Here is a 24,852-nt window from a genome sequence, read left to right as displayed (position 1 = left end):
GATCAGATCTCATCCGGCGTGCGCAGGTTGGTCACGTTGATCCGCTCGCCGCGCTTGCGTTCCTTCTCGGATTGCATCTGGGGACGGTAGATCCCCTGATCCCCCACCACCCAGGAGAGGGGGCGGCGTTCCTTGCCGATGGACTCCTGCAGCAGCATCAGGGCTTGCAGGAAGGCCTCGGGGCGGGGCGGGCAGCCCGGAATGTAGACATCGACCGGCAGGAACTTGTCCACCCCCTGTACCACGGAGTAGATGTCATACATGCCGCCGGAGTTGGCGCAGGCCCCCATGGAGATGACCCACTTGGGTTCGAGCAACTGCTCATAGAGCCGCTGGATGACAGGGGCCATCTTGATGAAGGGGGTGCCGGCAATCACCATGAAGTCGGCCTGACGGGGGGAGGCTCGTATGACCTCAGCGCCGAAGCGAGCCACGTCGTGGGGAGAGGTGAAGGCGGTACACATCTCCACGTAGCAGCAGGAGATGCCGAAGTTGTAGGGCCAGAGGGAGTTCTTGCGGCCCCAGTTGACGGTGTCTTGCAGCACCTCTTCGAGGCGCCCGATCATGATGCCGCGGGTCGCTTGTTGCGCCAGTGGATCATCGACGGTCTGGCGCTGTTCCTGGGGGTAGCGCTCAACGGGCGCATCCGGGTCAATCCGGGTCAGGGTGTACTTCATGGTGCAACCTCAAAGAGATAATCGGTAGTTCAGTCTGGTTTCTTGTCAGTCAGGACACGCTTTTTCGGGGCCCAGTCGAGGGCACCAATGCGCCACAGGTAGAGGAGGCCTACCAGCAGCAGGGTGATGAAGATGGTGGCTTCGATGAAGCCGACCCAGCCGCTCTCCCGAACGGAGACGGACCAGGCAAAGAGATAGAGGGCTTCGACATCGAAGATGACGAAGAACATGGCGACCAGGTAGAACTTGGCGGAGAAGCGCAGGCGGGCGTTGCCGACGGAATCCACCCCGGATTCGAAGGGTTTGTTCTTGGCACGGCCATAGGCGCGTCCCCCCAGCAAGGCCGCCAGGCCTATCATGGTCAAGCAGATACAGATGGCGCCAATGACATAGACAGCAAAAGCCCAGTGCTGGACGGCAATATCAGCAAACATATAGGTTTTTCCCTAACCAAATTAATCATGTGACTTAACAATGACGTTACGTAGTATGCCACTTTCGTACTGATTTACATGTCATTTCAAAGGATTAATTATTAATCAACGGGATGAAAATTGTGTTTTGCTAGCGGGGTCAACTTTCTCGTTTGAGAATTGTTTTCAATCGTTTTTATTTAGCAGAAAAAAACCGGATAGTTTGAAAATCCGGTGGATGGCAGGAAACAAAAGACCCCGCATGGCGGGGTCTGTTTCAGGGTTGGAGAACGGGGAGGCTCTGCTCTGCCGCCTTGCCCTGGGAGAGCACGATCTCCACCCGGCGGTTGGCCTGGCGGTGAGCCGTGGTATCGTTTGGATAACGGGGTTGGGTATCCGCCACCCCCTGGGCGATCAGCCGTCGTGAATCCAGTTTGGGGTTGGTCAGTAGGGTGTGGGTGATGGTGGCTGCCCGCAGCACCGACAGCTCCCAGTTGTTGCGATAGAGCTCCACCGGCGCCTGGGAGTTGTCGGTGTGACCGGTGACCACCACCATGCCGGGGATGTCTGCCAGTACGTCCGAGACCTTGTTGACCAGGGGAATGAACTGGGGCTGCAAGAAGGCGGAGTCGGCGGGGAACAAGGTCTTTTCGCCGATGCGGATGACTAGCTGGCTGCCAAGCTGCTCCACCTCGATCTCCTTGGACTCGATTTGGCTCTTGAGCTGCTGATCCAGCTTCTGCTTGGTGACCGTGACCCAATCCTGCTCCTTGGTCTTGTGGGGCCAGGACTCCGTGGCCGTAGGTTTCTCCGAGGAGCCGATGGTCTCGTTGAAAGGGTCGGCCGCCGCTGCGGGCGTCTGGGTATCCAGCACCTGCTCTTTCTGGGAGGTATTGGGGGTGGTCTTGGACTCGGGTTCCAGTATGCCTGTGCCCCCCTGCATCACGGGGGAGCCGGCGGGAAGGGAGACCAGCCCTATCTTGCCAAGAGATTCGATAAAGCCCTGAATGAGCACGCGAGTCTCCGACTGCTTGGCCATGGCGAAGGAGTAGAGCACCACGAACAGGGCGAACAGCAGTGTCATGAAGTCGGCGTAGGAGACCAGCCAGCGTTCGTGGTTCTCCGGCGCCTCAGCCTTTTTCTTTTTCGCCACTGTGGCCTCCGAGGTAAGGCTCAAGGGTCACTTGCAGCCGTTGCTGTGACTCGCCGTCCACGATGCAGAGGATGCCGGTGAGGGTCATCTCCTTGTAGTGGCGGATCTGGTGGGCAAACGACTTGTAGCGGTTGCCGAAGGGCAGGAAGATGAGGTTGGCGGCCGACACCCCGTAGATGGTGGCGATAAAGGCCACCGCGATGGCGCCCCCCAGCTTGTCGGGGGCATCCAGCAGGCCCATGGCGTGAATGAGACCAAATACGGCCCCGACGATCCCCATGGTCGGGCAGTAGCCCCCCATGGCCTCGTAGAATTTGACGGTCTGTTCGATATCTTCCTGCTCGAACTCGATCTCGTTTTCCAGTACCTCGTGGATCTTGGTCTTCTCGTAGCCATCGACCATCATCTGTACCCCTTTTTGCAGGAAGGGATCCTTGATGTCGTCGATCATGCCCTCCAGTGCTAGCATGCCACTGCGCCGTGCATTGCCCGCCAGGGTTTCAAGCAGTTGGGCCTGCTCCAGCATGTCGAGGCGCAGGGGAGTGATGAGCCACTTGAAGCGCTTGAGGGTTTTACCAACCACGGAGAAAGGAAACTGGGTCAGTGCGGCACCGACGGTACCGCCGATCACGATGAGAAAGGCGGGCAGATCGAGCAGGGCGCTGGGGTGCCCCCCTTCTATCATGTTGCCACCCAGAATGGCTGCCAGGGCCAGCAGCAAGCCAATAAGACTCATTTGTCCATATCCCTATGCGATGTGTGAGGCTAGTGTAGCCATTTAACTATCAGTTTTTCAAAACGATATCCAATCGGTGAGCAATATCCGAGAGGTTGCGCAGACCCGGTAGTGTCCGGTGGCATCGGCCTGTGCCGCCTGATCTGCAGAGCAGGTTGACGGTGCCGGCATGGCAGGACGAGGCGGTTATCCAAGTGATATCACAATATACTGTGCTATCTGTGAGAGGGTGTTGGTTATTTATATCGTCACTTTCTCTTTGATTGGCGTAATGCGCTGTCAACGAGAGAGGGCTGGCTGCCCTCGGGGCATATCCCTTGTCGGCAGAGAGCAGAGAGCAGAGAGCAGAGAGGCGGAAGGGGTGGGATTGGCTGGGCGGCACTTGGCCAGGTATCGCGGCAAGCCGTTTTTTCTGGCCCCGCCGATGACGGGTTTCTCCTGCCAGGGGGTTGGCAGACTCCTTGAAGCAAAAACCGACCCTGGGGTCGATTCTTCAAGCTGTAAGCTGGTTCGGGATTGACTCGCACCATCCCTGGCGCTCGCCCTGCGGGCGGCCTCTGGCCGTCCAGTCGGGCTATCCTGCCCGCCTGTCGACAGGGTTCGAACCGAGCCGCCCATCTTCGGAAGAAGTAAAAGGCCCCGTCTTGCGACGGGGCCTTTTACTTTATTTGGCGGTGAGGGAGGGATGATTCACCACTGCGTGGCTCACCCCTTCGGGGCGACCTGCGGCCGTTCATCGCAGCAAGCTGCTCTGCTCGAACCCGACGAGGCTTCTCACCCTCCCTCCATCGGCATCGGATGTTGCCATGTCACCAGATGCAAAAAACCGACCCTGAGGTCGGTTTTTACAATTTGGCGGTGAGGGAGGGATTCGAACCCTCGATACGTTGCCGTATACACACTTTCCAGGCGTGCTCCTTCAGCCACTCGGACACCTCACCAAATTTTTACTGCTTGAAGTGGTTTTCGAAGCGCGCTGCGCGTGCATCTTGCCGACTTCGTCGGTGGGCAGCCTCTCGGATACCGCACCAAATTTTGTCTGTGGTTTAACGTGTTCAGCCAACACGGTGTTCGCTGCGCCGTTGCGCTGGAACGGGGCGTAATTTAGGGGAAAGGGCTGCCTGGGTCAACCACTTTTCCCCTTATTTTTCATAATCTTTATCGAGTGCCTATCCCTTGAACAGAATGCTGGTTTTTTAAGCCCATTCAGGGCTTGTCGAGAATGATCAGGCTGTCAGGCAGCTCGTTCTGATCCCGGGTTGCGGGGAAGGCGTCGGTCAGAATGGCGCTGGTGCGCTCCACGCACTCCAGGAACCCCTGCTCGACCTCCTTGTTGCGTACCCGAACCACGAAGTCGTCGATGATCTGCTGCCACTGGGTGTTGTCGATGTGCTGGGCGATCCCGTCGTCTACCAGGATCTCCACATAGTGCTCCGCCACCGAGACGAAGATAAGCACACCGAGCCGGTCCCGGGTGCGGTGAAGTCCCTGCTCGACAAACTGCAGGCGGGCCATCAGGGCGGCCCGGTGACGGCGTACCTTGTGGGGGATGAGCCGCATCTTGATGGGCGTCCAGTGGAACAGCAGGCTCAGCAGCAACCAGACCGACCACTGCACCAGCAGGATCTCGTACCAGCCAAGCCAGAAGCCGAGCTGGAAGACCAGCAGGGGGGTGAGCATGGCCAGCAGGGCGGCCCACAGGGTCGGGATATAGCGATAGCCATCGCTGGCCGGGGCCAGCACGGTGACCAGTTCGGCATCCGTGGCCTGCTCGGCCTGTCGAACCCTGGCCTGCAAGGTGTGGAAAAACTGTTTCGAAATCATCTTGTTGTCTCTTTTTCCCTGATTACCAACCGCCAGATGCACCGCCGCCGCCAAAGCTGCCGCCGCCACCACTGAAACCGCCACCACCACCGCCAGTGCGGCCGCCAAAGGAGCCGGCACCGAATCCACCGGCCATGTAGGCGGCCCGGCGACGTCCTCCCGGCCCACCGCCGCCGCCGCGTAGGTTGTGCAGCACGATCATCGCAATCACCACCAGGATGAAGAGCCAGGGACCTCCCTGCTTGTCGGCCTTGCTGGCGTGGTCCACGGGCTGATACTCCCCGGCCAGGGCCTGCATGATGCCCTGGCTGCCGGCGAGGATGCCGGCCACCATGTCACCGCGCTTGAAGGCGGGCAGGATCCGGGTCTGGATGATATTGGCGGCGATGGCGTCGGGCAGGGCACCTTCCAGGCCATAACCCACCTCGATGCGCACCTTGCGCTCGTCCTGGGCGATGATCAGCAGAACGCCGTTGTTCTTGCCTTTTTGGCCGATGCCCCAGTGGCGACCGAGCTGGTAGCCGTACTCTTCGATGGTATCCCCCGCCAGCGTGTCGATGGAGACCACCACCAGCTGGACGCCGCTGCGCTTCTCGAAGACGGCCAGTTGCTGTGCGAGTTGGTGGGCCTGCTTGCGGGACATCAGATTGGCCTCGTCCACCACCCGCCCGGTCAGGGCCGGGAAATCGGGGGCGGCATGCAGTGCCGTGGCACAGAGCAGCAGACAGAGCGCCAGCCAGTGTCTCATCACGTTCATTGGAAGCTGACCTTGGGCGCCTCATCGGCACCGGGTTTGGCGCTGAAGGTGGGTTTGGCTTCCAGATCGGAGTAAAGCAGCTTGGACCAGATGACCCCGGGGAAGGTACGGATCTCGGTATTGAACTGGCGTACTGCCTCGATGTAATCCCGTCTGGCCACCGCGATGCGATTCTCGGTGCCTTCCAGCTGGGCCTGCAGGGTCAGGAACTGCTGATCGGCCTTCAGATCCGGGTAGCGCTCGACCACTACCATCAGCCGGGAGAGGGCGCTGGAGAGCTGCTCCTGCGCCGCCTCGAACGCCTTGAGCTGGGAGGGGTCACTCACCTGCACGCTGCCGACTCGGGCACGGGCATCGGTGACAGCCTTGAGGGTCTCCTGCTCGTGGCTGGCGTACCCCTTGACGGTGGCCACCAGGTTGGGAATGAGATCGGCCCTGCGCTGGTACTGGTTCTCGACCTGTCCCCAGCTCGCCTTGACCTGCTCATCCAGGGTCGGAATAGTGTTCATGCCGCAGCCGGTCAAACCCAGCAGCAGGGTCAGGGTCAGCAGGGCATGGGTACCACGCTGCCAGAGTGAAGTGGCCATCTTGTTGTTCTCCATTGATATTTCTCTCGGAAATAGGTTCACCATAACAGCTTGTGGTCAGCCCTCACAACGCCTGGGTAAGAGGGGGGCGCGGTAGCTCATCGACACCTTGGGCAGCTGGGGTTTGTCCTTGAGCCAGGAGGCCAGCTCCTCCCCACAGCCATTGCCGGGGGGAATGGGAGCCTGGGGCTGGCAGTCCGGACTGTTTGCCGGGCAGCGCAGGCGCACGTGAAAGTGGCTGAAGTGGCCGACCCAGGGGCGCAGCTTGCCGACCCAGGCTTCACCGGGTGCCTGTTTGCACACCTCGGCCTTGATGACGGGGTTAACGAAGATACGCGCCACCTCGGGGCGATCAGCCGCAAGGCGCAGCAGATTGAGCTGCCTGGGGCCGAATCGGCCGGGCAGCATCCGGTAGCTGGGTTCGTCGATCAGCGCCCACTCCCTGGGGGCATCCTGCTCCCAGCGGCTGATGGGCCTGTCAGCCATCCTGAACCAGATGTCGGCATCCAGGCCGGTCTGGTGGCTGCGATGACCTGAGGTAAAGGGCCCCCCGTGCATCATGGCGAGGTCGGCGATATAGAGATCCGGCATGCCGGCCAGTCTGGTCTGGTTGGCCAGATGCTGCAGGTAATGGATGAGGTCGGGGTGACCGTAATAGCGCAGCCGTTTGGTGCGGATCACCTGATAACCAGGACCTTCGAGGGGCAGGGCCACGGCATTTTTCAGGCAGCCGGCGGAGTAGCCGCCGATGGCCTCGGCATAGAGTGTGCTCGCGGACAAGAGCAGGGCGGTGGCGAACATGGGACTCCCGGGATGGCGCCCAGTGCGGGCTCAGACAGCCCCAAGCATACCAAGAGTGGCCGCTGGCCGTCATCCGTGTCGCGGTGGCGGTTGCATCGCGGCGCGTCGCTCGCGCACAATGCGCGGCAACGCAGCGACGGCAAGGCCGTTCGCATCACAGAAGGAGAAGAGAAGATGAGAGTCAGTGAGCTGGCAGCGCAAGAGAACGTGAGCTGGCTGATGCCCCCGGCCCGGCGGTTTTACGGGGTCATGATCTGCCTGTTGCTGGCGAGTCTCGCCACTGTGGTGGCCGCCCTCTGGCTGGGATATCCCGACATGGGCCTGCTGCCCTGGGTCGGGGTGGTCTTTGGCGGCATCGTGCTGGTGATGATGGTGTTGCCGCGCAACTGGCAGCGCTGGCGTCTGGCGGAGCTTGCCTGGGATGAACGCCATCTCTATCTGCTCAATGGCGGCGAAGACCGGGCGTTGGCCCTGCCCAGAGCCGTGCTGGTGGGCATGGAGCGGGATCGCAAGGTGGGACACGATGGTCAGTGGCTCGATTTCAGCCTGGATCTCGGGCTGGATGAGGTGACCCTGGCGACGGCCACCAGCCTGCTCGGGTTGTCCCGGGAAGGGACTCACGAAGTGGCCCCCGGGGTCTATCGATTCGGGTTCAAACGTGCCTGGCATGGGCGTCGTGCCCTCGGCACATTGCTGGCCGAACTGCACCCGCGCTGACTATTTTCTCGACAATTCATCCCAATGCTCAGATACTGCCTCTGATTCGATTTGATCTTTCCTGCTCCGATAGCCCAAGAGATCAAGGACTTGGGATACGAAGCTGGAAGTGCCATGGCATGATGCCGTGGCTGGTCCGGCAGGGGGGTTGTGCCCTTACTCCCAGGTCGGTGGATGCATAGATAAGGCACCTTGAATCGAGAGTGGATGGCATGAAGATTTACGTAGGTAATCTGTCGTACCGGATGACGGCCGACGAACTGACAACCGTGTTCAGCCAATTTGGGCAGGTAGACAAGGTCGATATCATCATCGACCGCGATACCGGTCAGTCCAAGGGGTTTGGTTTCATTGAAATGCCGGTCAATGGTGAGGCCGAGAAGGCCATCGCCGAGTTGCACGGCACCGAGGTCGGCGGCCGCACCATCACGGTCAATCAGGCCAAACCGAAGACGGATGCACCCCGTGGTCGCCCCCAGCGCCATCGTTGAATCGTCTCGATAACGGAAAACGGCATGGAATCCTCCATGCCGTTTTTGTTTTCAGGGTCTGGTGCAGACTCAGGGAACGTCATAACCCAGAGCGGCCTTGCGGATGCGGAACCACTGCTGGCGAGTGAGCTCAATGGACTCGGCTGCCACGGCGGCGGCGATCCGCTCCCGTTTGCCGGAGCCGATGAGGGGCAGCGGCTGACTCGGCAGCATCATCACCCAGGCGTAGACCACCTGCTCCAGACAGTCGCCGCCCACCTCCTGGCGGATCTGCTCGAGTTCCGACCGCAGCGGGGCATAGTCGGGGGCATGGAACAGCCGCCCGCCGCCAAGGCAGGACCAGGCCATGGGCTTGATGCGCAGTTGCTGGCATTGATCCAGGGCACCATCCAGCGTCCCCTCCTGATGGAGCGGGGAGATCTCCAGCTGGTTGGTGACCAGGGGGAAGGGCAGGCGGGATTGCAGCAGGGCGAACTGGTGGGGCGTGAAGTTGGAGACCCCGGCGTGCTTGATCTTGCCTGCCTGCTTGAGGGTGATGAAGGCGTCGGCCACCTCGTCGGCGTTCATCAAGGGGTCGGGGCGATGGATCAGCAACAGATCCAGATGATCGGTGCCGAGCTTTTGCAAGGAGGCTTCGGCACTGGCGACGATGTGTCCCTTGCCGGTGTTGTAGTGATTCAGGGCGTGGGCCGGATTGGCGGTGAGGGCGATGCCGCACTTGCTGACGATCTCCATGCGATCGCGCAGGGAGGGCTCCAAGCGCAGGGCATGGCCGAAGGCCTCCTCGCATTGGTAGCCACCGTAGATGTCGGCGTGATCGATGGTGGTGACCCCGAGATCAAGGTGATATTTCATCAGGTCCAGCAGGGCGGTGGGGGAGAGCTGCCACTCCATCAGGCGCCAGTAGCCCATGATGAGGCGGGAGAAGGTGGGGCCTTGCTCATGCAGGGCCAGACGGGATACGGACATGGTGACTCCTCTGGAGATAACAATGCGAAAAGAAAGGGGCAAAATCATGTGCCAGCATCTTGGTCTCTTCCGGCGGACAAGGCAATAATGCCCCCTTCGCGAATTCGAACTATGGTTCTGACTCCGACGGGTCAAGATCCCGGTGTCAGTGAGAGGAGAAGGGGTGATGGAAGGATTTGCCGCCAGGCTGCAAAGCCTGATCGGGGAGGGGAGTGTGAGCGCCTTTGCCCGCAAGGTGGGGTTGAGTGAAGCCCTGATCCGCAAGTATCTGAAAGGGGCCGAGCCCGGCCTTGGCAAGGCGAACCAGATTGCCATGGGGGCCAACTGCTCGCTGGAGTGGCTCGCCACCGGTTGCGGGTATCTCTATCGTCAGGCCGAGGTGGTGGACAGGGACGCGCTGGCGGCGGCGGGGGCGCTGGTGCAGGAGACCCGTCCGGGAAAGCCCATGCCGGACGAGGAGCAACTGGTGACCTTGCTCGCCTATTACCAGTTCCTGCGCAGCCACAAGCAGGCGGACGGTTTTCTGGACCTGGCCCGGGCGCGGGAGTTTGGGCGCCATCTGGCCGAGGCCTGAGCCTGACGGGGGCTCCCGGCAGTCCGCCATTCTTCTGATACCCTCTAAGCAGTGATCAAATCCAAGGACACGCAGATGAGCTATCTGATCCTGGGCAGTGGCGGGTTGGGCAGTGCGCTGGCACGGGAGCTGGCCAGACGGGGCGAAGAGTGGTTGCTGGCGGGCAGGCAACTGCCCAGGGGGCTGGATCCCGCCTGCTACTTTCCGCTGCAGGAGGTGGACTCGCTCTCTTTTGAGGCCCTCTTCACCCTCTATGACAGCACCACCCTGCCGACGGTGGTGATCAACACCATAGGCCTGCTCCATGATCTTGCCCACATGCCGGAGCGGCGGGTGGAGGAGGTGACCCCCCAATGGCTCGAAGAGAGTCTGCTGGCCAATGCCTGGCCCCACCTGGCCCTTGGTGCCAATCTGAGCCGGCGCATGATGCCCCAGAGCACGCTCTGGCTCTGCACCCTCTCGGATCGGGCGGGAAGCCTGGAGAAGGGGGGCCAGGAGGCCATGTGCCATTACAGCTACCGCATGAGCAAGGCCGCCCTCAACATGGGATCCCGGATCCTGGCGGGTGAGTGGGCCGGACGTTTTCCCGGCGCCGGTGTCATCACCGTGCATCCCGGCCTCATGAATACCCCCATGCAGCAACCTTTTCTTCAGGAGATGGATCCCGCCCTGCTGCAGGATCCCGCCGAGGTTGCCGTCCGCCTGCTGGATCTGATGGCCACACTGACGCCCGCGCACTCGGGCCGTTTCGTGGATCTGCAGGGTCAGTCGCTGCCCTGGTGAGCCGCCGGGCTCACATTCCCGCTTGCCGTTTCTTGCCAGCCGGGTGTCGGCTGGTTAATGTCATCGTCCTGCATCAGGAGGATGACATGCGCTATATCGATTTACGAAGTGATACCGTGACCCAACCCACGGAAGCCATGCGCCAGAGCATGCTGCATGCCGAGGTGGGAGACGATGTCTATGGGGAAGATCCCAGCATCAATGCGCTGGAGCGCCGCGGCGCCGAACTGCTTGGCAAGGAGGCGGCCCTGTTCGTGCCCTCCGGCACCATGTCCAACCTGCTGGCCATGATGAGTCACTGCCAGCGTGGGGAAGGGGCCGTGCTGGGGGCGGCCTCCCACATCTATCGCTATGAGGCTCAGGGCTCTGCCGTGCTGGGCTCGGTGGCCCTGCAATCCGTCCCCATGCAGGCGGACGGCACCCTGGCCATCGAGGATGTGCGGGGGGCCATCGCTCCCGATGATCCCCATTTCGTCCAGACGCACCTCGTCTGCCTGGAAAATACCCATAACGGCAAGGTGCTGCCATTGACCTACCTGCGCGCCATGCGCGAATTCGTCGACGAGAAGGGACTGAAGCTGCACCTGGACGGGGCTCGCCTCTTCAATGCGGTGGTGGCGAGCGGGGAGCCGGTGGCCGCCATCGCGGCGCCTTTTGACAGCATCTCTGTCTGCCTCTCCAAGGGACTGGGGGCACCGGTGGGTTCCCTGCTGGTGGGATCGGCTGCGTTCATCGCCCGCGCCAGACGGCTGCGCAAGATGCTGGGGGGCGGCATGCGCCAGGGAGGGATCCTGGCCCAGGCCGCACTGTTCGCGCTGGATCAGCACGTTGCCCGGCTGGCGGATGATCATCGCCGCGCCAGGCGTCTGGCAGAGGGGCTGGCCGCGTTGCCAGGCATCGCACTCAACATGGGGGAGGTGCAGACCAACATGGTGTTCCTGCGCCTGACCCAGGGGGATCCCGCCACCTTGCTGGGTTTCATGAAGGAGCGCGGCATTCTCTTCTCCGGCTACGGGGAACTCAGGCTGGTGACCCACCTGCAGATCACCGACGATGACATCGACGAGGTGATCGACGCCTTCACCGAGTACCTGAGTGGCTGACGCCATTCCCCATCGCAACAACAAGGGCGCCATCGGGTGCCCTTGTTGTCATGGCAGGGTCGGTCATCCCTGGCGCTGGCCGGTGATCAGCATGGCCTCGTCGGTGGCGTCATAGATCATGATGGCCAGGTGGGTGACCTCTCCGGCGAAGTCGGCCAGCGGCACCAGGGTCAGGTTCTGGTACATGTAGGGGGCTGATCCCGTGATGGGGCGGTAGTTGGAGAAGCGCAACAGGTAGGGGCGCTGCTCCCAGGTGCTGAAGGCACGGTTGTTGAGCTTGAACACCATGTTGGCCTTGCGCTCGAACCAGGCCTTGTCCACATCGGGGAAGAGCGAGAACAGCCCTTGATCGCGCACTTCGCCTGCCAGTCGGCCGCTGTGACTCTCCATGAAGCCGTTCCACACCTGGATCCGGTACTCCCTGTCGAGCACGACCAGCCCCACGTCCAGATTCTGGACGATGTTCATCAGCCAATGAAATTCCCGAATGTCCATGGTCACTCCTGGTGGTTGCTGCCGCGGGGCGGTCAGAGCATGTGCATGATCTTGTTGTTCATGGTGGCGATGGAATCTTCGGTAAACAGCAGCAAGAGATCGCACTGCACCGCATAGCCCTGCACCCGATAGTTGATCTCGATGGCCAGAGTGCGGCGCCAGCGGCTCTGGTTGGTCCGAATGAGATCCTGAATGGGCCTGTGCTGGCCCAGCACCACGGGGTGACCCTGGCTAAAAGGGGTGTCGAGCTGGTTGGCGTAGCCGCGCAGGAAGGCTCCGATCAGCACGTTGGCGGTGTCCATCAGCAGTTCCAGTTCGGCGCCGTGATCCAGCTCCCCCTGATGGTTCATCAGGCGGGCCAGGTCCTGGAAGCTGGCATCGTGGAACAGCAGCAGGGCCTCCCCGGCGATCCCGGCCCCGATGAAGCCTTGACAGACCGCAGAGAGCGTCTCCGACTCGGCGGCGGCCGAGAGCGCCATGTGCAGCTCGGAGACCTCCAGCACGTTGACGTTGGGGATGGGGAGCAGCACGAAGGCGCCGAGCAGGCGGGCCAGCAGATCCGCCCCCTGGCCCATGGCGACGTTGGCCAGTTCCTGATAGACATCCCGCAGCTCGGGGGTGAACTGGATGCTGCTCTGGGCAGCCTGGTGGCTGGCGACGGGCTGGGGCTGGATGGCCGTCACCTGGGTGGCTGATTGCCACAGACCGTGGCGCTTGAGCAGGGCAAGGAGGGTGTCCGGGGAGGCCGGCTTCTTGATGAAATCGAGGGCGCCAAGAGCCATGACACGCTCATGGGCTTCCGGCTGGATGTCGCCGGAGACCACGATCACCTTGCTGCGCACCCCTTCTCGCTTGAGGGTCTCGAGAACCCCATATCCGTCCATCTCCGGCATGGTGAGATCGAGAAAGATCAGGTCCCCGTGCCCCATCAGGATCTGCTCGACCCCTTCCAGCCCGTCCGCGGCCTGGTGCAAGGTGACATCCCAATCGGCGGGCAGGGCGCGCACCAGCTGTTTGCGCGCGAACCCGGAGTCATCACATATCAATACATTCATAGTGTTAGCCGACCAGTGCAACGAGGATTGCGCTAAGTGTGGGTCATCAGCCGTCAGATGCAACGGGCAGCGGCTGCGCCGGTGAAAATTGATCGTTCTGCTGACGGGTACGATAGCGCTCGGAGTGCTTCTCGACGAAATCGGCGAACATCTTAACACGCAACGGGGTGAACCGGGGCTGGCAATGGAGCATGTAGAAGGGACGTTTTCCCGACTGCCAGTCCGGCAGGACGGGGACGAGCTGACCATCTTGCAGGAAGGGGTGCACATAGTGCTGCGGGGCGTTGACGATGCCGAGGTGGCGCTGGGCTGCTCGCACGGCGGCCTGGGTCTGGTCGATGCAAAGGCGGGGTGTGCGCTTGATGCAGACCGTCTGTTCGTCCCGCCCGCTCAGTTGCCAGTGCTGGTGGGGCCAGCAGTAGATGAGATCGTGCTCTTCCAGCTGGGTCGGGTGGGAGGGCACCCCCATCTTCTCCAGATAGAGGGGGGAGGCGAACAGACCGTACTGGATGTGGCCCAGGCAGAGGGCGTTGGGTAGGGTCTGGGGAAGCTCGCCGTTGAAAAAGACCAGGTCCCTGTCCTGATCCGCCTGGAGGGCATGATCGTTGGACTGGCGGATGTCGAACTGTACCCCGGGATAGCGCAGGCCGAAGTCCGCCAGCATGTCGACCAGGATGGTGTTGGAGAGGGCGATGGGGGCCGCGAGGCGGATGAGGCCGCTGATGTCCGTCTCCTCACCCCGGATTTCGCCGGTGGCCTGCTCTATTTCCGCAAGGGGGGTACAGAGGCGCTCGTAATAGCGCAACCCTTCGTCGGTGAGACGCAGCTTGCGGGTGGATCTGTGCAGCAGGCTGCATCCGAGCTGCTCTTCCAGTTGGGAGATACGTCGACTGATGGTGCCGGTCGGCATGCCCAGCGCAGCGGCGGCGTGGGAGAAACCGCCCTCTTGCACCACCTTGACGAACAGATAGAACTCTTCGATGTACTTCATAGCGGTTTTAGGGGGTGTTCTGACTGTAACAAGCCAGTGACCTTATGAAGAGTCACCGGGCTTGGCAAGCGCAATCCGGCGTTTAATTGATCTGGATTAGATTCGACTCGCGCTGGTATTGCTGGAGCAGATGGACGAAATCTTCCGGGGATCTGTCCAGGCTGTTGTCGGGCACCAGCAGATCGTACCCCAGCAGATCTCGCAGCCGTGCCATGCGGTTGCCGAGCATGGCGATCACCCCCTCATAGCGCTGGCCGGAGGGTGAGCAGAAGCGGCTCTCCTCCAGCAGTCCCTCTCCCAGGAGCCCACTGCCGCACCCTCCGGTCGGGCAGTCGGGGCGCTCGCTTCGCATGGCCTGCATCAGCACGGCGCGCTGCTCGGTCAGCAGACGGACGGCGAGCCGGGGTGTGATCAGCGTCAAAAAAGCGTCGTAATCCTTTATTTTCAAACCGATGTAGGGCAGCTCCACCAGATCCCACCCCAAATGGATACGTGGTTGGTCAATTCGCTGAATATTTCTCCATTTCAGGATCCAGCCGCCGTACTTGTGATGGTATTGCAGGCAGTCCTGACACAAAGAGAGACTAAAATGAGGCTCACCCAGTTTCCAAGCCCCGACAAGAATTGTCATCAGGCCCGCCAGGAGGAGGGAAATGGCGGGGATTAGTAGTTGTTCACGAAGAAAAAAAAGTATAAAAATCATAGCAATGGTTATCACCATGCCCAACAATACCAGTGTGAGTCCATTTCTTCGTACCATGGGGATCACATGTAGCGTTTTCATATGATTTCGGCCTTTTTTCATCCGTTTGTTATCCGATTATGGGCCGGAACGGATTTTGTACCAGCGTGAATACTCCTGTCAGGGGGCGCAAGCGACTGGTTCGACCATGAGCTTTCAGCATGAATCATCACTCAACATGAATACGCTAGACGAACGCCTGCTCACCGTGATGGATGTCCTCCACACGCCGGTCTGGGTCTATGACATCCAGCGTCATCATATTTACTGGGCCAACGATGCTGCCCTCGGGCTCTGGGAGGCGAGCTCCCTGGCCGAGCTGAAGTCCCGGGATTTCTCCGCCGACATGGCCGCCGCCATCGATCTGCTGCTGCAGCGCTATCTCGGCGATTTCCAGCAGGAGCGCAGTTACAACGAGTGGTGGACCCTCTCGCCCAAGGGGGTCAAGAAGCAGGTCTATCTGCGTCTTTCCGGGATCCAGCTTGCCGGACGGCAGATGATGATGGCGGAAGCGGTCATCGATGCCGACACCCTCTATCAGGAGTCCTCCCTCGCCACCGGCGACACCCTGGCCTGTCTCTTTGACAACGAGGGGCGCCTCGAGAGCGGCAACCATCACTTCGACATGTGCTTTGGCACCGGCATTCTGACGCTGCCCCAGATCTTCTCCGGTGCGGACGAGGCCTTCTATCGTCGCCTCTCCCGTCTGGACGAAGTGGTGGCCGAAGGGGAGTGCCGCACCCAGAAGGGGATGCGCTGGTTCCAGTACCAGTTTCGCCATATCCAGCAGGGGGCACGGATCCTGCTGACCATGCGGGACATCACGGATCGCAAGCTCGAAGAGCTGGAGCATCGCCACCTGGCCTGGCACGACTCCCTCACCGGGTTGCTCAATCGCTACGGCCTGATGAAATCCCTGGAAGCCTATTGCGGCCTCGGGGGGCGCTTTGCCCTGGTGTTCATGGATCTGGACAACTTCAAGCTGGTCAATGACAACTACGGCCACAAGGCAGGGGATCGCCTGCTGGAGCGGGTCGCCGGACGGCTCAAGCAGATCTGCCCGCGGGACGTGGAGCTGGCGCGCCTTGGCGGGGACGAGTTCACCGCCCTGGTGCCCCTCAACCAGGCGAGCGATCGGGCCCAGGAGGTGGCGGATCTCATGCTCTCCCAGATGAGCAAGCCACTGCAGCTGAGCGGTGTCCCCGAGGTCACCATCGGCGGCAGCATCGGCATCGCCATCTACCCGGACGACGCCGATGATGGCGATAACCTCATCACCCGTGCCGACATGGCCATGTACCAGGCCAAGCAGATGGGGCGGCTTCGCTGGCAGCGCTTCACCCCCAGCATGCAGCAAAGCCTGCATCGCAAGCTGACCCTCAAGCAGTTTCTGGCCAAGGCCGTCGGTCGGGGGGAGCTCAGCCTGCGCTATCAGCCCCAGGTGGATGTGGCGCAAGGTCAGGTCATCGGTTTCGAGGCCCTGGTACGCTGGTACAATCCCGTGCTCGGCCATGTGTCGCCGGCGGAGTTCATTCCGCTGGCCGAAGAGATGGGGCTCATCCGGGAAATTGGAAGCTGGGTGCTTTCCACCGCATTGGCCCAGATGGGGGAGTGGCAGCGACAGGATGGGGTGAGGGTGCCGGTGTCGGTCAATCTCTCGGGCTTCCAGCTCTCTGCCAGTTTGCCGGAGCTGGTGGCCCAACTGCTCGAGGCATTCTCGGTGGAGGCGGCACTGCTGACCCTGGAGCTGACCGAGACGGTGCTGATGCTGGACATGAAGGGGTGCATCGAGATCCTCGACGCCCTGAGCGAGCAGGGGATCAAGATCGCCATCGACGACTTCGGGACGGGCTACTCGTCGCTTGCCTACCTCAACCGGTTGCCCATCGACACCATCAAGCTGGACCGCTCCTTCGTGGTGGGGCTCAACCTGCCGGTGATCCGGGCGACGGTGGCCATGGCCACCAGTCTGGGGCTCGGGATCCTGGCGGAAGGGGTGGAGGAGGAGCACGAGCTCGCGGCCCTGCAGACCCAGGGTTGCCATGTCTTCCAGGGATTTCTGTTCAGCCGTCCCATGACACCGGAAGAGGTGGCGGCGGCGGGGTTCGCAGTACAGTGCCGGCTGGGCCGCTATCCCCTCGCAAACCATTGAGAAAGTTGTCGATAAATGTGCGGCATCTCCCATTTATGAAGTGCGAGATGCCAAATTAAACATAATTAATCGAATTTTTGTCTCATATCATGGGATCCATTAGACGTTATCGCTAGTATGCGCGCTCATTCCTTGGTAATGGAGTATCACCATAATGAGTCAAGCTGCAGTGAACGAGCGTCCGGCCCCTCCCAACGGCTGGTTGAACCGCTTTCTGAACGGGGTGGAGAAGGCGGGCAACAAGCTGCCGGATCCCGCCATGCTCTTCCTCTATGCCTTGCTGATCGTCTGGGTCGGCTCCTGGATAGGCTCCCAGTTCTCCTTCGATCTGGTCAATCCCCGCACCGGAGAGGCTGTGGTCATCAACAACCTGTTGACCGGGGCAGGGCTGGCGGACTTTCTCGCCAGCATGGTCACCACGTTCACCGGGTTTGCTCCCCTTGGCATCGTGCTGGTGGCCATGCTGGGGGTCGGGGTGGCTGAACAGTCCGGTTTCATCAACACCGGGCTCAAGAAGCTGCTCAAGGTGACGCCGGCGCGCTTTCTGACCCCCATGCTGATCCTGGTGGCCATCGTCAGCCATACCGCCGCCGATGCGGGCTATGTGCTGGTGATCCCCATTGGCGGCATCATCTTCCATGCGGCGGGTCGTCACCCGCTGGCGGGGATTGCCGCAGCCTTTGCCGGGGTTTCCGGCGGGTTTGCCGCCAACTTCCTGCCCTCCGGCGGGGATGCGCTGCTTCAGGGGTTCACCCAGTCTGCAGCCCAGTTATTCGACCCTGACTACATGGTCAACACCCTGTGCAATATCATCTTCACCGGCGCTTCTTCCTTGCTGATCATCTGCGTGGGCTGGTTTGTCACCGAGAAGATTGTCGAGCCGCGCCTCAAGCAAGTGCCCCTCAACGAGGATCTGGAGAGCGCCGACGAGATGGGTCGTTACAGCGCCCAGGAGAGCCGGGCCTTCAACTGGGCCGGGTTTGCCATGCTGGCGGCCGTGGTGCTGCTGGGGCTGGCGCTGGCCCCCGGCGACTCGCCGATGAGGGCACCGGACGGTTCCCTCACCACCTTCGCCGCGCCGGTGATGAAGTCCATCGTGCCCCTCATTTTCCTGCTCTTCATCCTGCCCGGGATCGTCTATGGCTTTGTCGCCGGCAGCTTCAAGAGCGGCAAGGATGTGATCGACGCCATGTCGGCCACCATGAACAAGATGGGCTCCTACATGGTGATGGCCTTCTTCTGCGCCCTCTTCATCAAGGCGTTCGGGGATTCCAACCTCGGTACCTTGCTGGCGCTCTCCGGTGCCGAGGTGCTTCACGCCCTGGCGCTGCCGGGAGAGGTGACCATCGTCGGCATCATACTGCTGACGGCTACCGTCAACCTGGTGGTGGGCTCGGCCTCCGCCAAGTGGGCCCTCATCAGCCCCATCCTGGTGCCCATGCTGATGGCGGTGGGCATCTCGCCCGAGCTGACTCAGGCCGCGTATCGGGTGGGGGATTCCGCCTCCAACATCATCACCCCGCTGATGGTCTTCTTCCCCCTGGTGGTGGTCTATTGCCAACAGTATGTGAAGAGCACAGGCATCGGCACCCTGGTCTCCATGATGCTGCCTTACTCCCTGGCCTTCCTGGTGAGCTGGACGGGCTTCCTGCTGCTCTACTGGGCGCTGGGGTTCCCGCTTGGGCTACAGGCCCCCTATGTCTATCCTGCCCCTTGAGGGTGATGGGGGGCCTTGGGCCCCCCGCTTTTTTTGGGTAGAGTGTGACCTTCATCCCGGAGGTACCATGAACCCGACCATCGATCTCATTCTTTCCCATCGCTCCATTCGCCAGTTCACCTCAGAGCCCGTCAGCGCAGAGCAGTTGGATCAGATCCTGAGCGCCGCCCAGAGCGCCGCGAGCTCCAGCTTCCTCCAGGCCAACAGCATCATCCGGGTCACCGACAAGGGGTTGCGGGCCACCCTGGCGGAGCTGGCCGGCCATCAGGCCTATGTGGTCGAAGCGGCGGAGTTTCTGGTGTTTTGCGCCGACTACCATCGTCACAGCCAGATAGTGCCGGAGGCCCGCACCGGCTTTGTGGAGCAGCTCATGATCGGGGCCATCGACGGCGCCCTGATGGCGCAAAATGCCTTGCTGGCGGCCCAGTCACTTGGGCTGGGGGGGGTCTATATCGGCGGCATTCGCAACAATCCGGCCGAGGTGAGCGAGGTGCTGGGTCTGCCCCATCAGGTGATCCCGCTGTTTGGCCTCTGCCTGGGCCATCCCGCCCAGCGGCCGGAGCAAAAACCGCGGCTGCCCCGGGCGCTGGTGGTGCACGAGAACCGCTATCCTGCCACCCTGGACCGCGCCCTGCTTGCCCGGTACGACGGGCAGATCCACGACTACTACCAGGCCCGCAGCAGCAACAACAAGGATCAGACCTGGAGCGGACAGATCAGGGGGATCCTGGGCAAGGAGGCGAGGCCCTTCATGCTGGGATTCCTGCAGTCGAAGGGTTTTTGCCTCAAGTAATGGGGGCGGCGGGCGATATGGAGCATGACGCACCGGATGCGGTCACCGCCTGCGAGCGTTCTTGTGAGGCAATACGGGATCTGGGCGCTACCCTATGAGGCTAAGCTGTTGTAGGATCTCGCAATTGGATTGGGACTGGAGTGTGAACACCCTATGATTTTAACCCTGATATTGCTGTCAATCGGCGCACTCCTGTTTCTGGTCATCGCCTATAACGTGGTGCAGCAATACAAGCAGAAGGCCGAATCGGACAAGCGCCAGGCCATTGCCCGTCACAAGGCGGTGGCAGACGAGACCGAAGAGGTGTTGCTGAACGTCAACCTGGTGCCCTTTTCCAAAAACATGGTGCTGCTGTTGCAACACCGGATCCTGGATGCCTACCGCGCCATCGCGCTGGTGATGCCCAATGCGCAGGTCAAGCAGCGCATCGCCGATGTCCAGCTCCAGATCAAGAACGTGCAGGAGAACTACAGCAGCCAGGACGAGGGACATTTCAAGACGCCGGAGTCCGACCGCCAGGCCATCCAGATGCTGCAACTGGCCAAGAAGATGCGGGCCGTGCTGCGGGTCGAGCACAACAAGGGCAAGATAGATCCCCAAGGCTTTGCCCAGGAGGATCGCCGCCTCGAGCTGATGCAGCTCAAGATCAACATCGCCAACCTGCTCAAGCGGGCCATGGATGCCCAGATCCAGGGGCAGTACGGCACCTGCCGGCAGCTCTACACCAAGGGGCTGGGGGCGCTGGCCAATGTCACCGACAAGGATCCCTACCTGCTGGCGCGGGAAGAGGACATGCGTCAGGGGATGCGCCAGCTGGAAGAACACCTGCAGCAGCACAGCGAGAAGGAGCTGCAAAACATCAAGGACAAAGAGACGGACGAACTGGACGTCCTGTTCCAACCCAAGAAGAAATGGTGATCATGTCACATCCCCTGGATTCCACACTGGGGCCTATGGCCCCATTTGTTTGCCAACTGCTCACGGAAATGCATGCCGTCATGGGAGTCAATGACTCCCCCGTGGTGGATCACCTCTGCTACCGCGCCGCCACCCTGCCGGAATATCTGGAGTTGAAAGCGGTGCTGGCCGCCCACGGAGTCTTGCTGGTGGAGGGGATGATAGGCGGGCGTCCCATCGCCACCTATCGCCTGCACCAGCCCGTCTGCTGGGAGCAGGTGACCGTACCCTGCATCGAACTGGCCGCCCCCAAGGCGGGCCGAAGCCATCAGGCCGGGCTCGAACATATCGAGCTGGTGGTGCCCTCGCTCACGGCCTTGGTGGCGACGCATCCCGATGTCCCCTTCAAGACCGGCAACATCGATGACGGACGCAATCCGGATATAGGATTGATGCTGCCCTCTGGGCAGATCAAGCTTCATCTGCGCCCGCTTGAGGAGGTGATAGATGAAGAGCTCTGTACCGGCGCCGTGGTGCCGGTACCGGCGGACTATTATGACGGTCTGTGAGGGGAGGGCCCGTTGACGGGAGCCTGACCCTGTGGCGTCAACGTACAAGTGGGCGCCACACGTCCTTTCAAGTGACCGAGCCAGAGGCTCAACCCCGCGGTGATGATCAACACCAGCTCGATGCCGAGTACCAGACCCCAGAGCCCCCCTTGCTCCCAGAAGGGGTGCAGATAAAGCCCGCCCAGACTGGCCCCCAGGTAATACCCCACCAGATAGAGCGACGAGGCGAGCGCCCGGTTGTGCTCCACGTGCTGGCCGACCCAGGCGCTGGCACAGGCGTGGGCGAGGAAGAAGCCAAAGCTCGAGACAAGCAATCCCCCGATGATGGCGACAAGGCTCCCCTGCAACAGGGCCAGGCTGCCGAGTGCCATCAAGGTTATTCCCGCCAGCAGCAGGCGTTGTGCTCCCCAGCGATGGGCCCCGCGGCCGCTCAGTGAAGAGGCGACGGTACCGGTGAGGTAGGTCAGAAACAGCATGCCGAGCCACTGGGTCGGCAGGGAGAAGGGGGCCTTGGCCAGCAGAAAGGTGAGATAGCTGTACTGGTTCAGGAAGACCATGAAGTTGAGGCCGCCGATGAGATAGGCCCCCACCAGCAAGGGGTTGCCAAGGTGACTCTGGATGGCACGGCGCAGTTGCCCAGGCGCTGCCTCCACGGCCACGAAGCAGCGTTGGGCGGGCAGCAGCCAGATGACCAGTGGCAGCAGGGCGAGGCTGATGATCCCGATACCGAGGAAGGTGTGCTGCCAGTCACCAAACCAGCCAGCCAGCAGACCGCCGACCACCCGGCCCGCGATGCCCCCCAGGGAGTTGGCCGCGATATAGACGCCGACGGCTACGATGAGGGCACGTTTGCTGAACTCTTCCCCCATGTAGGCAATGGCGGTGGCGGGCAACCCTGCCAGCAGGACGCCTTGCAGGATGCGCAGGCTCACCAGCACATCAAAGTGGGTGACCCAGGGGATGCACAGGGAGAGCAGGATGGCGGCCGCCAGGGTCCACAGCATGATCCGCCGCCGTCCGAACCGATCAGCCAGACGGGCACAGACGAGCAGGGAGCCTGCAAGCCCTGCGGTGCAGCCTGCCAGCGTCCAGCTGGCGGACAGGGCGCTGACGGAGAAGACCTCTGCCAGGAGCGGCAGCAGGGGATGGGTCTGGTAGAGATTGAGGAATACCAGGAAGGAACCCAGGCTGAGGGCCAGGGTGGCGCGTATCCATTCGCGACTGCCTACTTCGATCATATGGAGTTGTCCCGACGACTTTTGTGCAGGGTAGTGCGACGAAACGTATAAATATAATATATTTAAGTTATCACCCTGATAAATGAAATTGATATGGATCTGAAACAGCTCGGATACCTGCTGGCGGTGCGCGATGCCGGCTCCTTCACCAGGGCGGCCCAGGGGCTGAACGTGGCCCAGCCTGCCGTCAGCATGGCCATCGCCAAGCTGGAGCAGCAGCTCGATCTGCGGCTGTTTGACCGGCAGGACCGCAGCGTGCGCCTCACCCCGGAGGGAGAGGTCCTCTGTCGCCACGCCGAACGGCTGCTGCGCCAGATGCACCAGGCCGAGGCCGAGATGGCCGAGCTCAAGGGGCTGGAGCGGGGGGAGGTGCGCATCGGCATCCCCTACATGATGGGATCCTATTACTTCCCGCCAATCCTGATGGCGTTCAAGCATCGCTACCCCGGCTTGAAGATCCGGGTGGAGGAGGCGGGCACCCGGGAGCTGCTCAGCCGCATGGTGGATGGCAGTCTGGATCTCGCCATCCTCATCACCAGCGATCTGCCACCGGCCCTCGAGGGGGCGCAACTGCTGCGGGAAGAGATGCTGATGGTGGTGGGGGAGGAGCACCCGCTGCGCGGCGCTGAGTCGGTCTCGCTGCCACAGTTCTTCGGCCAGGAGCTCGCCATGTTCCGGCGAGGCTTCTACCACAGGGAACACATGGAGGTGTTGGCGCAGGGGCTGGGGGTAGAGCCTGACATCGCGTTCGAAAGCAATCTCATCCCGCTGCTCAAGGCGGTGGTGCGTCAGGGATTCGCCGTGACCACCTTCCTGCGCATGGCGCTGGAAGAGGAGCCGGCCCTCACCGGCATCCCTTTTTCACCCCCTATCTTCCTGGATCTCTGCGTAGCCTGGCGACGGGGGGATCCGCTCTCCATGGCGAACCGAGCGTTGCGGGATTTTTTGCTGGCGCAAGGGGACGTGTCTAATCATTACGCTACAGATACTGAATGATTCAGTGGTATCACCAATAAAAACGCCTCCAATCTGGAGGCGTATGCTGACAAGGTGGATGCAACCTTATTTCTTGAACAGGTGATCCAGCTTGTTTGCCTTGGTGGAGAGATAAAACTCGTTGTGGGGATTGCGACCTTCCTGAAGGGGCACGCGCTCCGCCACCGGGATGCCAAAGGATTCCATCGCCTTCAACTTGCGCGGGTTGTTGGTCATCAGGCGCAGGGACTTGACCTCGAGCGCCTTGAGCATGTCGGCGCAGATGGTGTAGTCACGCATGTCGGCGGCAAAGCCAAGCGCCACGTTGGCCTCCACGGTATCGGCCCCCTGATCCTGCAGATGATAGGCCCGGATCTTGTTGAGCAAGCCGATGCCTCGCCCTTCCTGACGGACATACAGCAGGACGCCGCGGCCCGCCTTGGCGATGTTTTCCAGCGCGGCCTGCAATTGGAAGCCGCAGTCACAACGCAGACTGAACAGGGCATCCCCGGTCAGACACTCGGAATGAATGCGTCCCAGCACGGGTTCGCCGTCTGCGATATCGCCCATCACCAGCGCGGCATGATCCTTGCCCGTGCCGGTTTCCTGAAAACCAACCAGCGTAAAAGTGCCCCAGGGGGTCGGCAACTTGGATTTGGCCACGAGGGTAACGCTGCTCATATGGTTGCTCCTGACTACAGCTGCTTAAAAAAGGGCGGCCAGTTTAGCGCGCATTGTTCGGAACAACCATAAGAACAAAACCTTGCGTGAGAAGTGGGTTAACCCGATTGGTCAGAATAGGTGCAATCGCGACGACTTTTGCGCAATTGTGTGCCCTGACAACTGCCAGCGACGGCGCATTCGGGTATAATCGGCGCCCATTACCCCATCCCGACAGGGATGTGTGCAACCAGTCAAGATGCCGAGTGCGCAGGAGAAACGTTATGGCTCAGATGGCCCCCGTGATGACTATTGATGGCCCAAGTGGAGCAGGAAAAGGCACCTTGTGCCAGTTGCTGGCTGAAAAACTGGGCTGGCACCTGCTCGATTCCGGTGCCATCTACCGGGTGCTCTCCCTGGCAGCCCTGCATCACGATGTGGAGCTCGATTCCGAAGCCGCATTGGTTCCCCTGGCCGCCAATCTGGATGTGCAATTCCAGGTAGAAGGGGAGCTGGTCAAGGTGATCCTCGAAGGGGAGGATGTTTCCCGCACCATTCGTACTGAAGAAGTGGGCAACGCGGCCAGCAAAATCGCGGCGTTTCCCCGGGTACGTGAAGCCCTGCTGCGTCGTCAGCGTGCATTTCGCCAAGCCCCCGGTCTCATCGCCGACGGTCGCGACATGGGTACCGTGGTTTTCCCCGAGGCGGATGTGAAGATTTTCCTCGACGCCAGCGCCGAGGAACGGGCCCAGCGCCGCTATAAGCAGTTGCAAGATAAGGGCTTTGATGTTAACTTTGAGCGTCTTTTAACCGAGATTCGGGAACGTGACGATCGCGACAGAAATCGCGCCGTCGCTCCCCTGAAACCCGCGGAAGATGCTCTTGTTGTAGACTCAACGTCCATGACCATAGATGAAGTGCTGGCAACGGTGCTTGCCTATGCAGAGCAACAACTTGGTGATGTCAGCGCAAACTGATGTCAG

The 24,852-nt window shown here is 61.3% G+C and carries 27 protein-coding genes, 1 tRNA gene and 1 other RNA gene; 12 read left to right on the top strand and 17 right to left on the bottom strand.

Translation table 11 applies throughout. The features are described from left to right. Positions 1-2: 2 nt before the first annotated feature. From ACVDHI_RS07240 to mepA, 10 genes are all read right to left on the bottom strand, one after another. Positions 3-677, bottom strand: coding sequence for a NuoB/complex I 20 kDa subunit family protein (locus ACVDHI_RS07240; protein ID WP_010675028.1), 675 nt, complete (start codon positions 675-677; stop codon positions 3-5). A 29-nt stretch (positions 678-706) separates the two neighbouring features. After that, on the bottom strand, positions 707-1,111 hold the full coding sequence (locus ACVDHI_RS07235; RefSeq protein ID WP_039038710.1) for an NADH-quinone oxidoreductase subunit A: 405 nt from the start codon (positions 1,109-1,111) through the stop codon (positions 707-709). Between the two features lie 256 nt (positions 1,112-1,367). After that, positions 1,368-2,243 (bottom strand): flagellar motor protein MotB, encoded by an 876-nt coding sequence (locus ACVDHI_RS07230; protein WP_041211562.1) that lies wholly within the window; start codon positions 2,241-2,243, stop codon positions 1,368-1,370. Then, on the bottom strand, positions 2,221-2,979 hold the full coding sequence (locus ACVDHI_RS07225; RefSeq protein WP_039038709.1) for a flagellar motor protein: 759 nt from the start codon (positions 2,977-2,979) through the stop codon (positions 2,221-2,223). The genes ACVDHI_RS07230 and ACVDHI_RS07225 overlap by 23 nt, the downstream gene beginning before the upstream one ends. A gap of 669 nt (positions 2,980-3,648) precedes the next feature. After that, a non-coding RNA gene (locus tag ACVDHI_RS07220) (RtT sRNA) lies at positions 3,649-3,777 on the bottom strand. Between the two features lie 55 nt (positions 3,778-3,832). After that, positions 3,833-3,920, bottom strand: a tRNA-Ser gene (locus ACVDHI_RS07215). 265 nt (positions 3,921-4,185) lie between these two features. Beyond that, positions 4,186-4,803 carry a TPM domain-containing protein gene (locus tag ACVDHI_RS07210; protein ID WP_039038708.1) on the bottom strand — a complete coding sequence of 206 codons (618 nt, stop codon included), beginning with the start codon at positions 4,801-4,803 and terminating at the stop codon, positions 4,186-4,188. Between the two features lie 22 nt (positions 4,804-4,825). Continuing rightward, positions 4,826-5,560 (bottom strand): TPM domain-containing protein, encoded by a 735-nt coding sequence (locus ACVDHI_RS07205; protein ID WP_182936180.1) that lies wholly within the window; start codon positions 5,558-5,560, stop codon positions 4,826-4,828. Next, the gene (locus tag ACVDHI_RS07200; RefSeq protein ID WP_324061925.1) at positions 5,557-6,162 is read right to left on the bottom strand and encodes a LemA family protein; all 606 of its coding nucleotides are present in this window, start codon (positions 6,160-6,162) and stop codon (positions 5,557-5,559) included. Before ACVDHI_RS07200 ends, ACVDHI_RS07205 begins: the two co-directional genes overlap by 4 nt. Before the next feature lie 42 nt (positions 6,163-6,204). Next, positions 6,205-6,948, bottom strand: a complete 744-nt coding sequence (gene mepA, locus ACVDHI_RS07195; RefSeq protein WP_041215028.1) for a penicillin-insensitive murein endopeptidase — start codon at positions 6,946-6,948, stop codon at positions 6,205-6,207. Positions 6,949-7,122: 174 nt separating this feature from the next. Between mepA and ACVDHI_RS07190 the strand changes: the two genes are divergently transcribed. Both ACVDHI_RS07190 and ACVDHI_RS07185 read left to right on the top strand, forming a co-directional pair. Then, entirely contained in the window at positions 7,123-7,665 is a 543-nt protein-coding gene (locus ACVDHI_RS07190) for a hypothetical protein (protein ID WP_447211912.1), read from the top strand. Between the two features lie 212 nt (positions 7,666-7,877). Next, positions 7,878-8,156 carry an RNA recognition motif domain-containing protein gene (locus ACVDHI_RS07185; protein WP_029314670.1) on the top strand — a complete coding sequence of 93 codons (279 nt, stop codon included), beginning with the start codon at positions 7,878-7,880 and terminating at the stop codon, positions 8,154-8,156. 69 nt (positions 8,157-8,225) lie between these two features. Here ACVDHI_RS07185 and ACVDHI_RS07180 read toward each other — a convergent pair whose 3' ends face one another. Then, positions 8,226-9,125 (bottom strand): aldo/keto reductase, encoded by a 900-nt coding sequence (locus ACVDHI_RS07180; protein WP_324061921.1) that lies wholly within the window; start codon positions 9,123-9,125, stop codon positions 8,226-8,228. A 166-nt stretch (positions 9,126-9,291) separates the two neighbouring features. Here ACVDHI_RS07180 and ACVDHI_RS07175 point away from each other — a divergent pair, with 166 nt between their 5' ends. The 3 genes from ACVDHI_RS07175 to ltaE all read left to right on the top strand — a co-directional run bounded on the left by ACVDHI_RS07175 (position 9,292) and on the right by ltaE (position 11,585). Next, entirely contained in the window at positions 9,292-9,699 is a 408-nt protein-coding gene (locus ACVDHI_RS07175) for a transcriptional regulator (RefSeq protein ID WP_039038703.1), read from the top strand. A gap of 75 nt (positions 9,700-9,774) precedes the next feature. Next, complete coding sequence (locus ACVDHI_RS07170; RefSeq protein WP_221435764.1) at positions 9,775-10,482, top strand: short-chain dehydrogenase; 708 nt, start codon at positions 9,775-9,777, stop codon at positions 10,480-10,482. Positions 10,483-10,568: 86 nt separating this feature from the next. Then, positions 10,569-11,585: a low-specificity L-threonine aldolase gene (ltaE, locus tag ACVDHI_RS07165; protein WP_324061919.1), complete on the top strand. Its 1,017-nt coding sequence runs from the start codon at positions 10,569-10,571 to the stop codon at positions 11,583-11,585. A gap of 63 nt (positions 11,586-11,648) precedes the next feature. Here the strand turns inward: ltaE and ACVDHI_RS07160 are convergent, their stop codons facing one another. The 4 genes from ACVDHI_RS07160 to ACVDHI_RS07145 form a co-directional block, all read right to left on the bottom strand. Continuing rightward, positions 11,649-12,080 (bottom strand): PAS domain-containing protein, encoded by a 432-nt coding sequence (locus ACVDHI_RS07160; protein ID WP_039038700.1) that lies wholly within the window; start codon positions 12,078-12,080, stop codon positions 11,649-11,651. Positions 12,081-12,112: 32 nt separating this feature from the next. Next, the gene (locus ACVDHI_RS07155; protein ID WP_042016635.1) at positions 12,113-13,135 is read right to left on the bottom strand and encodes a response regulator; all 1,023 of its coding nucleotides are present in this window, start codon (positions 13,133-13,135) and stop codon (positions 12,113-12,115) included. A 46-nt stretch (positions 13,136-13,181) separates the two neighbouring features. After that, positions 13,182-14,126, bottom strand: a complete 945-nt coding sequence (locus ACVDHI_RS07150) for a LysR family transcriptional regulator (protein ID WP_039038698.1) — start codon at positions 14,124-14,126, stop codon at positions 13,182-13,184. Positions 14,127-14,208: 82 nt separating this feature from the next. Beyond that, on the bottom strand, positions 14,209-14,757 hold the full coding sequence (locus ACVDHI_RS07145) for a DUF2982 domain-containing protein (RefSeq protein WP_447211943.1): 549 nt from the start codon (positions 14,755-14,757) through the stop codon (positions 14,209-14,211). Between the two features lie 322 nt (positions 14,758-15,079). Here ACVDHI_RS07145 and ACVDHI_RS07140 point away from each other — a divergent pair, with 322 nt between their 5' ends. From ACVDHI_RS07140 to ACVDHI_RS07120, 5 genes are all read left to right on the top strand, one after another. Then, entirely contained in the window at positions 15,080-17,020 is a 1,941-nt protein-coding gene (locus tag ACVDHI_RS07140) for a putative bifunctional diguanylate cyclase/phosphodiesterase (protein WP_201893876.1), read from the top strand. Between the two features lie 154 nt (positions 17,021-17,174). Further along, on the top strand, positions 17,175-18,737 hold the full coding sequence (locus tag ACVDHI_RS07135) for an AbgT family transporter (protein ID WP_010675009.1): 1,563 nt from the start codon (positions 17,175-17,177) through the stop codon (positions 18,735-18,737). 67 nt (positions 18,738-18,804) lie between these two features. Next, the gene (nfsA, locus tag ACVDHI_RS07130; RefSeq protein WP_041215036.1) at positions 18,805-19,530 is read left to right on the top strand and encodes an oxygen-insensitive NADPH nitroreductase; all 726 of its coding nucleotides are present in this window, start codon (positions 18,805-18,807) and stop codon (positions 19,528-19,530) included. Between the two features lie 153 nt (positions 19,531-19,683). Then, on the top strand, positions 19,684-20,448 hold the full coding sequence (locus ACVDHI_RS07125) for a hypothetical protein (protein WP_010675007.1): 765 nt from the start codon (positions 19,684-19,686) through the stop codon (positions 20,446-20,448). Next, positions 20,442-20,996, top strand: a complete 555-nt coding sequence (locus ACVDHI_RS07120; protein WP_447211911.1) for a VOC family protein — start codon at positions 20,442-20,444, stop codon at positions 20,994-20,996. The genes ACVDHI_RS07125 and ACVDHI_RS07120 overlap by 7 nt, the downstream gene beginning before the upstream one ends. On the opposite strand, the gene ACVDHI_RS07115 is transcribed toward ACVDHI_RS07120, so the two are convergent. Further along, on the bottom strand, positions 20,981-22,234 hold the full coding sequence (locus ACVDHI_RS07115) for an MFS transporter (RefSeq protein ID WP_447211910.1): 1,254 nt from the start codon (positions 22,232-22,234) through the stop codon (positions 20,981-20,983). The two genes, ACVDHI_RS07120 and ACVDHI_RS07115, sit on opposite strands and share 16 nt — an antisense overlap. Before the next feature lie 93 nt (positions 22,235-22,327). Between ACVDHI_RS07115 and ACVDHI_RS07110 the strand changes: the two genes are divergently transcribed. Beyond that, the gene (locus ACVDHI_RS07110) at positions 22,328-23,230 is read left to right on the top strand and encodes a LysR family transcriptional regulator (RefSeq protein ID WP_109112336.1); all 903 of its coding nucleotides are present in this window, start codon (positions 22,328-22,330) and stop codon (positions 23,228-23,230) included. Positions 23,231-23,296: 66 nt separating this feature from the next. Here the strand turns inward: ACVDHI_RS07110 and ribA are convergent, their stop codons facing one another. Further along, a complete protein-coding gene (gene ribA, locus ACVDHI_RS07105) occupies positions 23,297-23,890 on the bottom strand; it encodes a GTP cyclohydrolase II (protein ID WP_010675003.1) in 594 nt (197 codons plus the stop codon). Between the two features lie 263 nt (positions 23,891-24,153). On the opposite strand from ribA, the gene cmk reads away from it, so the two are divergent. After that, on the top strand, positions 24,154-24,846 hold the full coding sequence (cmk, locus tag ACVDHI_RS07100) for a (d)CMP kinase (RefSeq protein ID WP_041215039.1): 693 nt from the start codon (positions 24,154-24,156) through the stop codon (positions 24,844-24,846). Positions 24,847-24,852 lie beyond the last annotated feature (6 nt).

It is taken from the genome of Aeromonas sp. 25-248 (assembly GCF_053005425.1).
The sequence above is the reverse complement of the archived record's forward strand: the minus strand, read 5'-3'. Positions and strand labels throughout refer to the sequence as shown.

Bases quoted from the DNA above. Each gene is read 5' to 3' on its own strand.
- ACVDHI_RS07240 (WP_010675028.1), bottom strand. From the start codon at position 677: ATGAAGTACACCCTGACCCGGATTGACCCGGATGCGCCCGTTGAGCGC.
- ACVDHI_RS07235 (WP_039038710.1), bottom strand. From the start codon at position 1,111: ATGTTTGCTGATATTGCCGTCCAGCACTGGGCTTTTGCTGTCTATGTC.
- ACVDHI_RS07225 (WP_039038709.1), bottom strand. From the start codon at position 2,979: ATGAGTCTTATTGGCTTGCTGCTGGCCCTGGCAGCCATTCTGGGTGGC.
- ACVDHI_RS07210 (WP_039038708.1), bottom strand. From the start codon at position 4,803: ATGATTTCGAAACAGTTTTTCCACACCTTGCAGGCCAGGGTTCGACAG.
- ACVDHI_RS07205 (WP_182936180.1), bottom strand. From the start codon at position 5,560: ATGAACGTGATGAGACACTGGCTGGCGCTCTGTCTGCTGCTCTGTGCC.
- ACVDHI_RS07200 (WP_324061925.1), bottom strand. From the start codon at position 6,162: ATGGAGAACAACAAGATGGCCACTTCACTCTGGCAGCGTGGTACCCAT.
- mepA (WP_041215028.1), bottom strand. From the start codon at position 6,948: ATGTTCGCCACCGCCCTGCTCTTGTCCGCGAGCACACTCTATGCCGAG.
- ACVDHI_RS07190 (WP_447211912.1), top strand. From the start codon at position 7,123: ATGAGAGTCAGTGAGCTGGCAGCGCAAGAGAACGTGAGCTGGCTGATG.
- ACVDHI_RS07185 (WP_029314670.1), top strand. From the start codon at position 7,878: ATGAAGATTTACGTAGGTAATCTGTCGTACCGGATGACGGCCGACGAA.
- ACVDHI_RS07180 (WP_324061921.1), bottom strand. From the start codon at position 9,125: ATGTCCGTATCCCGTCTGGCCCTGCATGAGCAAGGCCCCACCTTCTCC.
- ACVDHI_RS07175 (WP_039038703.1), top strand. From the start codon at position 9,292: ATGGAAGGATTTGCCGCCAGGCTGCAAAGCCTGATCGGGGAGGGGAGT.
- ACVDHI_RS07170 (WP_221435764.1), top strand. From the start codon at position 9,775: ATGAGCTATCTGATCCTGGGCAGTGGCGGGTTGGGCAGTGCGCTGGCA.
- ltaE (WP_324061919.1), top strand. From the start codon at position 10,569: ATGCGCTATATCGATTTACGAAGTGATACCGTGACCCAACCCACGGAA.
- ACVDHI_RS07160 (WP_039038700.1), bottom strand. From the start codon at position 12,080: ATGGACATTCGGGAATTTCATTGGCTGATGAACATCGTCCAGAATCTG.
- ACVDHI_RS07155 (WP_042016635.1), bottom strand. From the start codon at position 13,135: ATGAATGTATTGATATGTGATGACTCCGGGTTCGCGCGCAAACAGCTG.
- ACVDHI_RS07150 (WP_039038698.1), bottom strand. From the start codon at position 14,126: ATGAAGTACATCGAAGAGTTCTATCTGTTCGTCAAGGTGGTGCAAGAG.
- ACVDHI_RS07145 (WP_447211943.1), bottom strand. From the start codon at position 14,757: ATGACAATTCTTGTCGGGGCTTGGAAACTGGGTGAGCCTCATTTTAGT.
- ACVDHI_RS07140 (WP_201893876.1), top strand. From the start codon at position 15,080: ATGGATGTCCTCCACACGCCGGTCTGGGTCTATGACATCCAGCGTCAT.
- ACVDHI_RS07135 (WP_010675009.1), top strand. From the start codon at position 17,175: ATGAGTCAAGCTGCAGTGAACGAGCGTCCGGCCCCTCCCAACGGCTGG.
- nfsA (WP_041215036.1), top strand. From the start codon at position 18,805: ATGAACCCGACCATCGATCTCATTCTTTCCCATCGCTCCATTCGCCAG.
- ACVDHI_RS07125 (WP_010675007.1), top strand. From the start codon at position 19,684: ATGATTTTAACCCTGATATTGCTGTCAATCGGCGCACTCCTGTTTCTG.
- ACVDHI_RS07120 (WP_447211911.1), top strand. From the start codon at position 20,442: ATGGTGATCATGTCACATCCCCTGGATTCCACACTGGGGCCTATGGCC.
- ACVDHI_RS07115 (WP_447211910.1), bottom strand. From the start codon at position 22,234: ATGATCGAAGTAGGCAGTCGCGAATGGATACGCGCCACCCTGGCCCTC.
- ACVDHI_RS07110 (WP_109112336.1), top strand. From the start codon at position 22,328: ATGGATCTGAAACAGCTCGGATACCTGCTGGCGGTGCGCGATGCCGGC.
- ribA (WP_010675003.1), bottom strand. From the start codon at position 23,890: ATGAGCAGCGTTACCCTCGTGGCCAAATCCAAGTTGCCGACCCCCTGG.
- cmk (WP_041215039.1), top strand. From the start codon at position 24,154: ATGGCTCAGATGGCCCCCGTGATGACTATTGATGGCCCAAGTGGAGCA.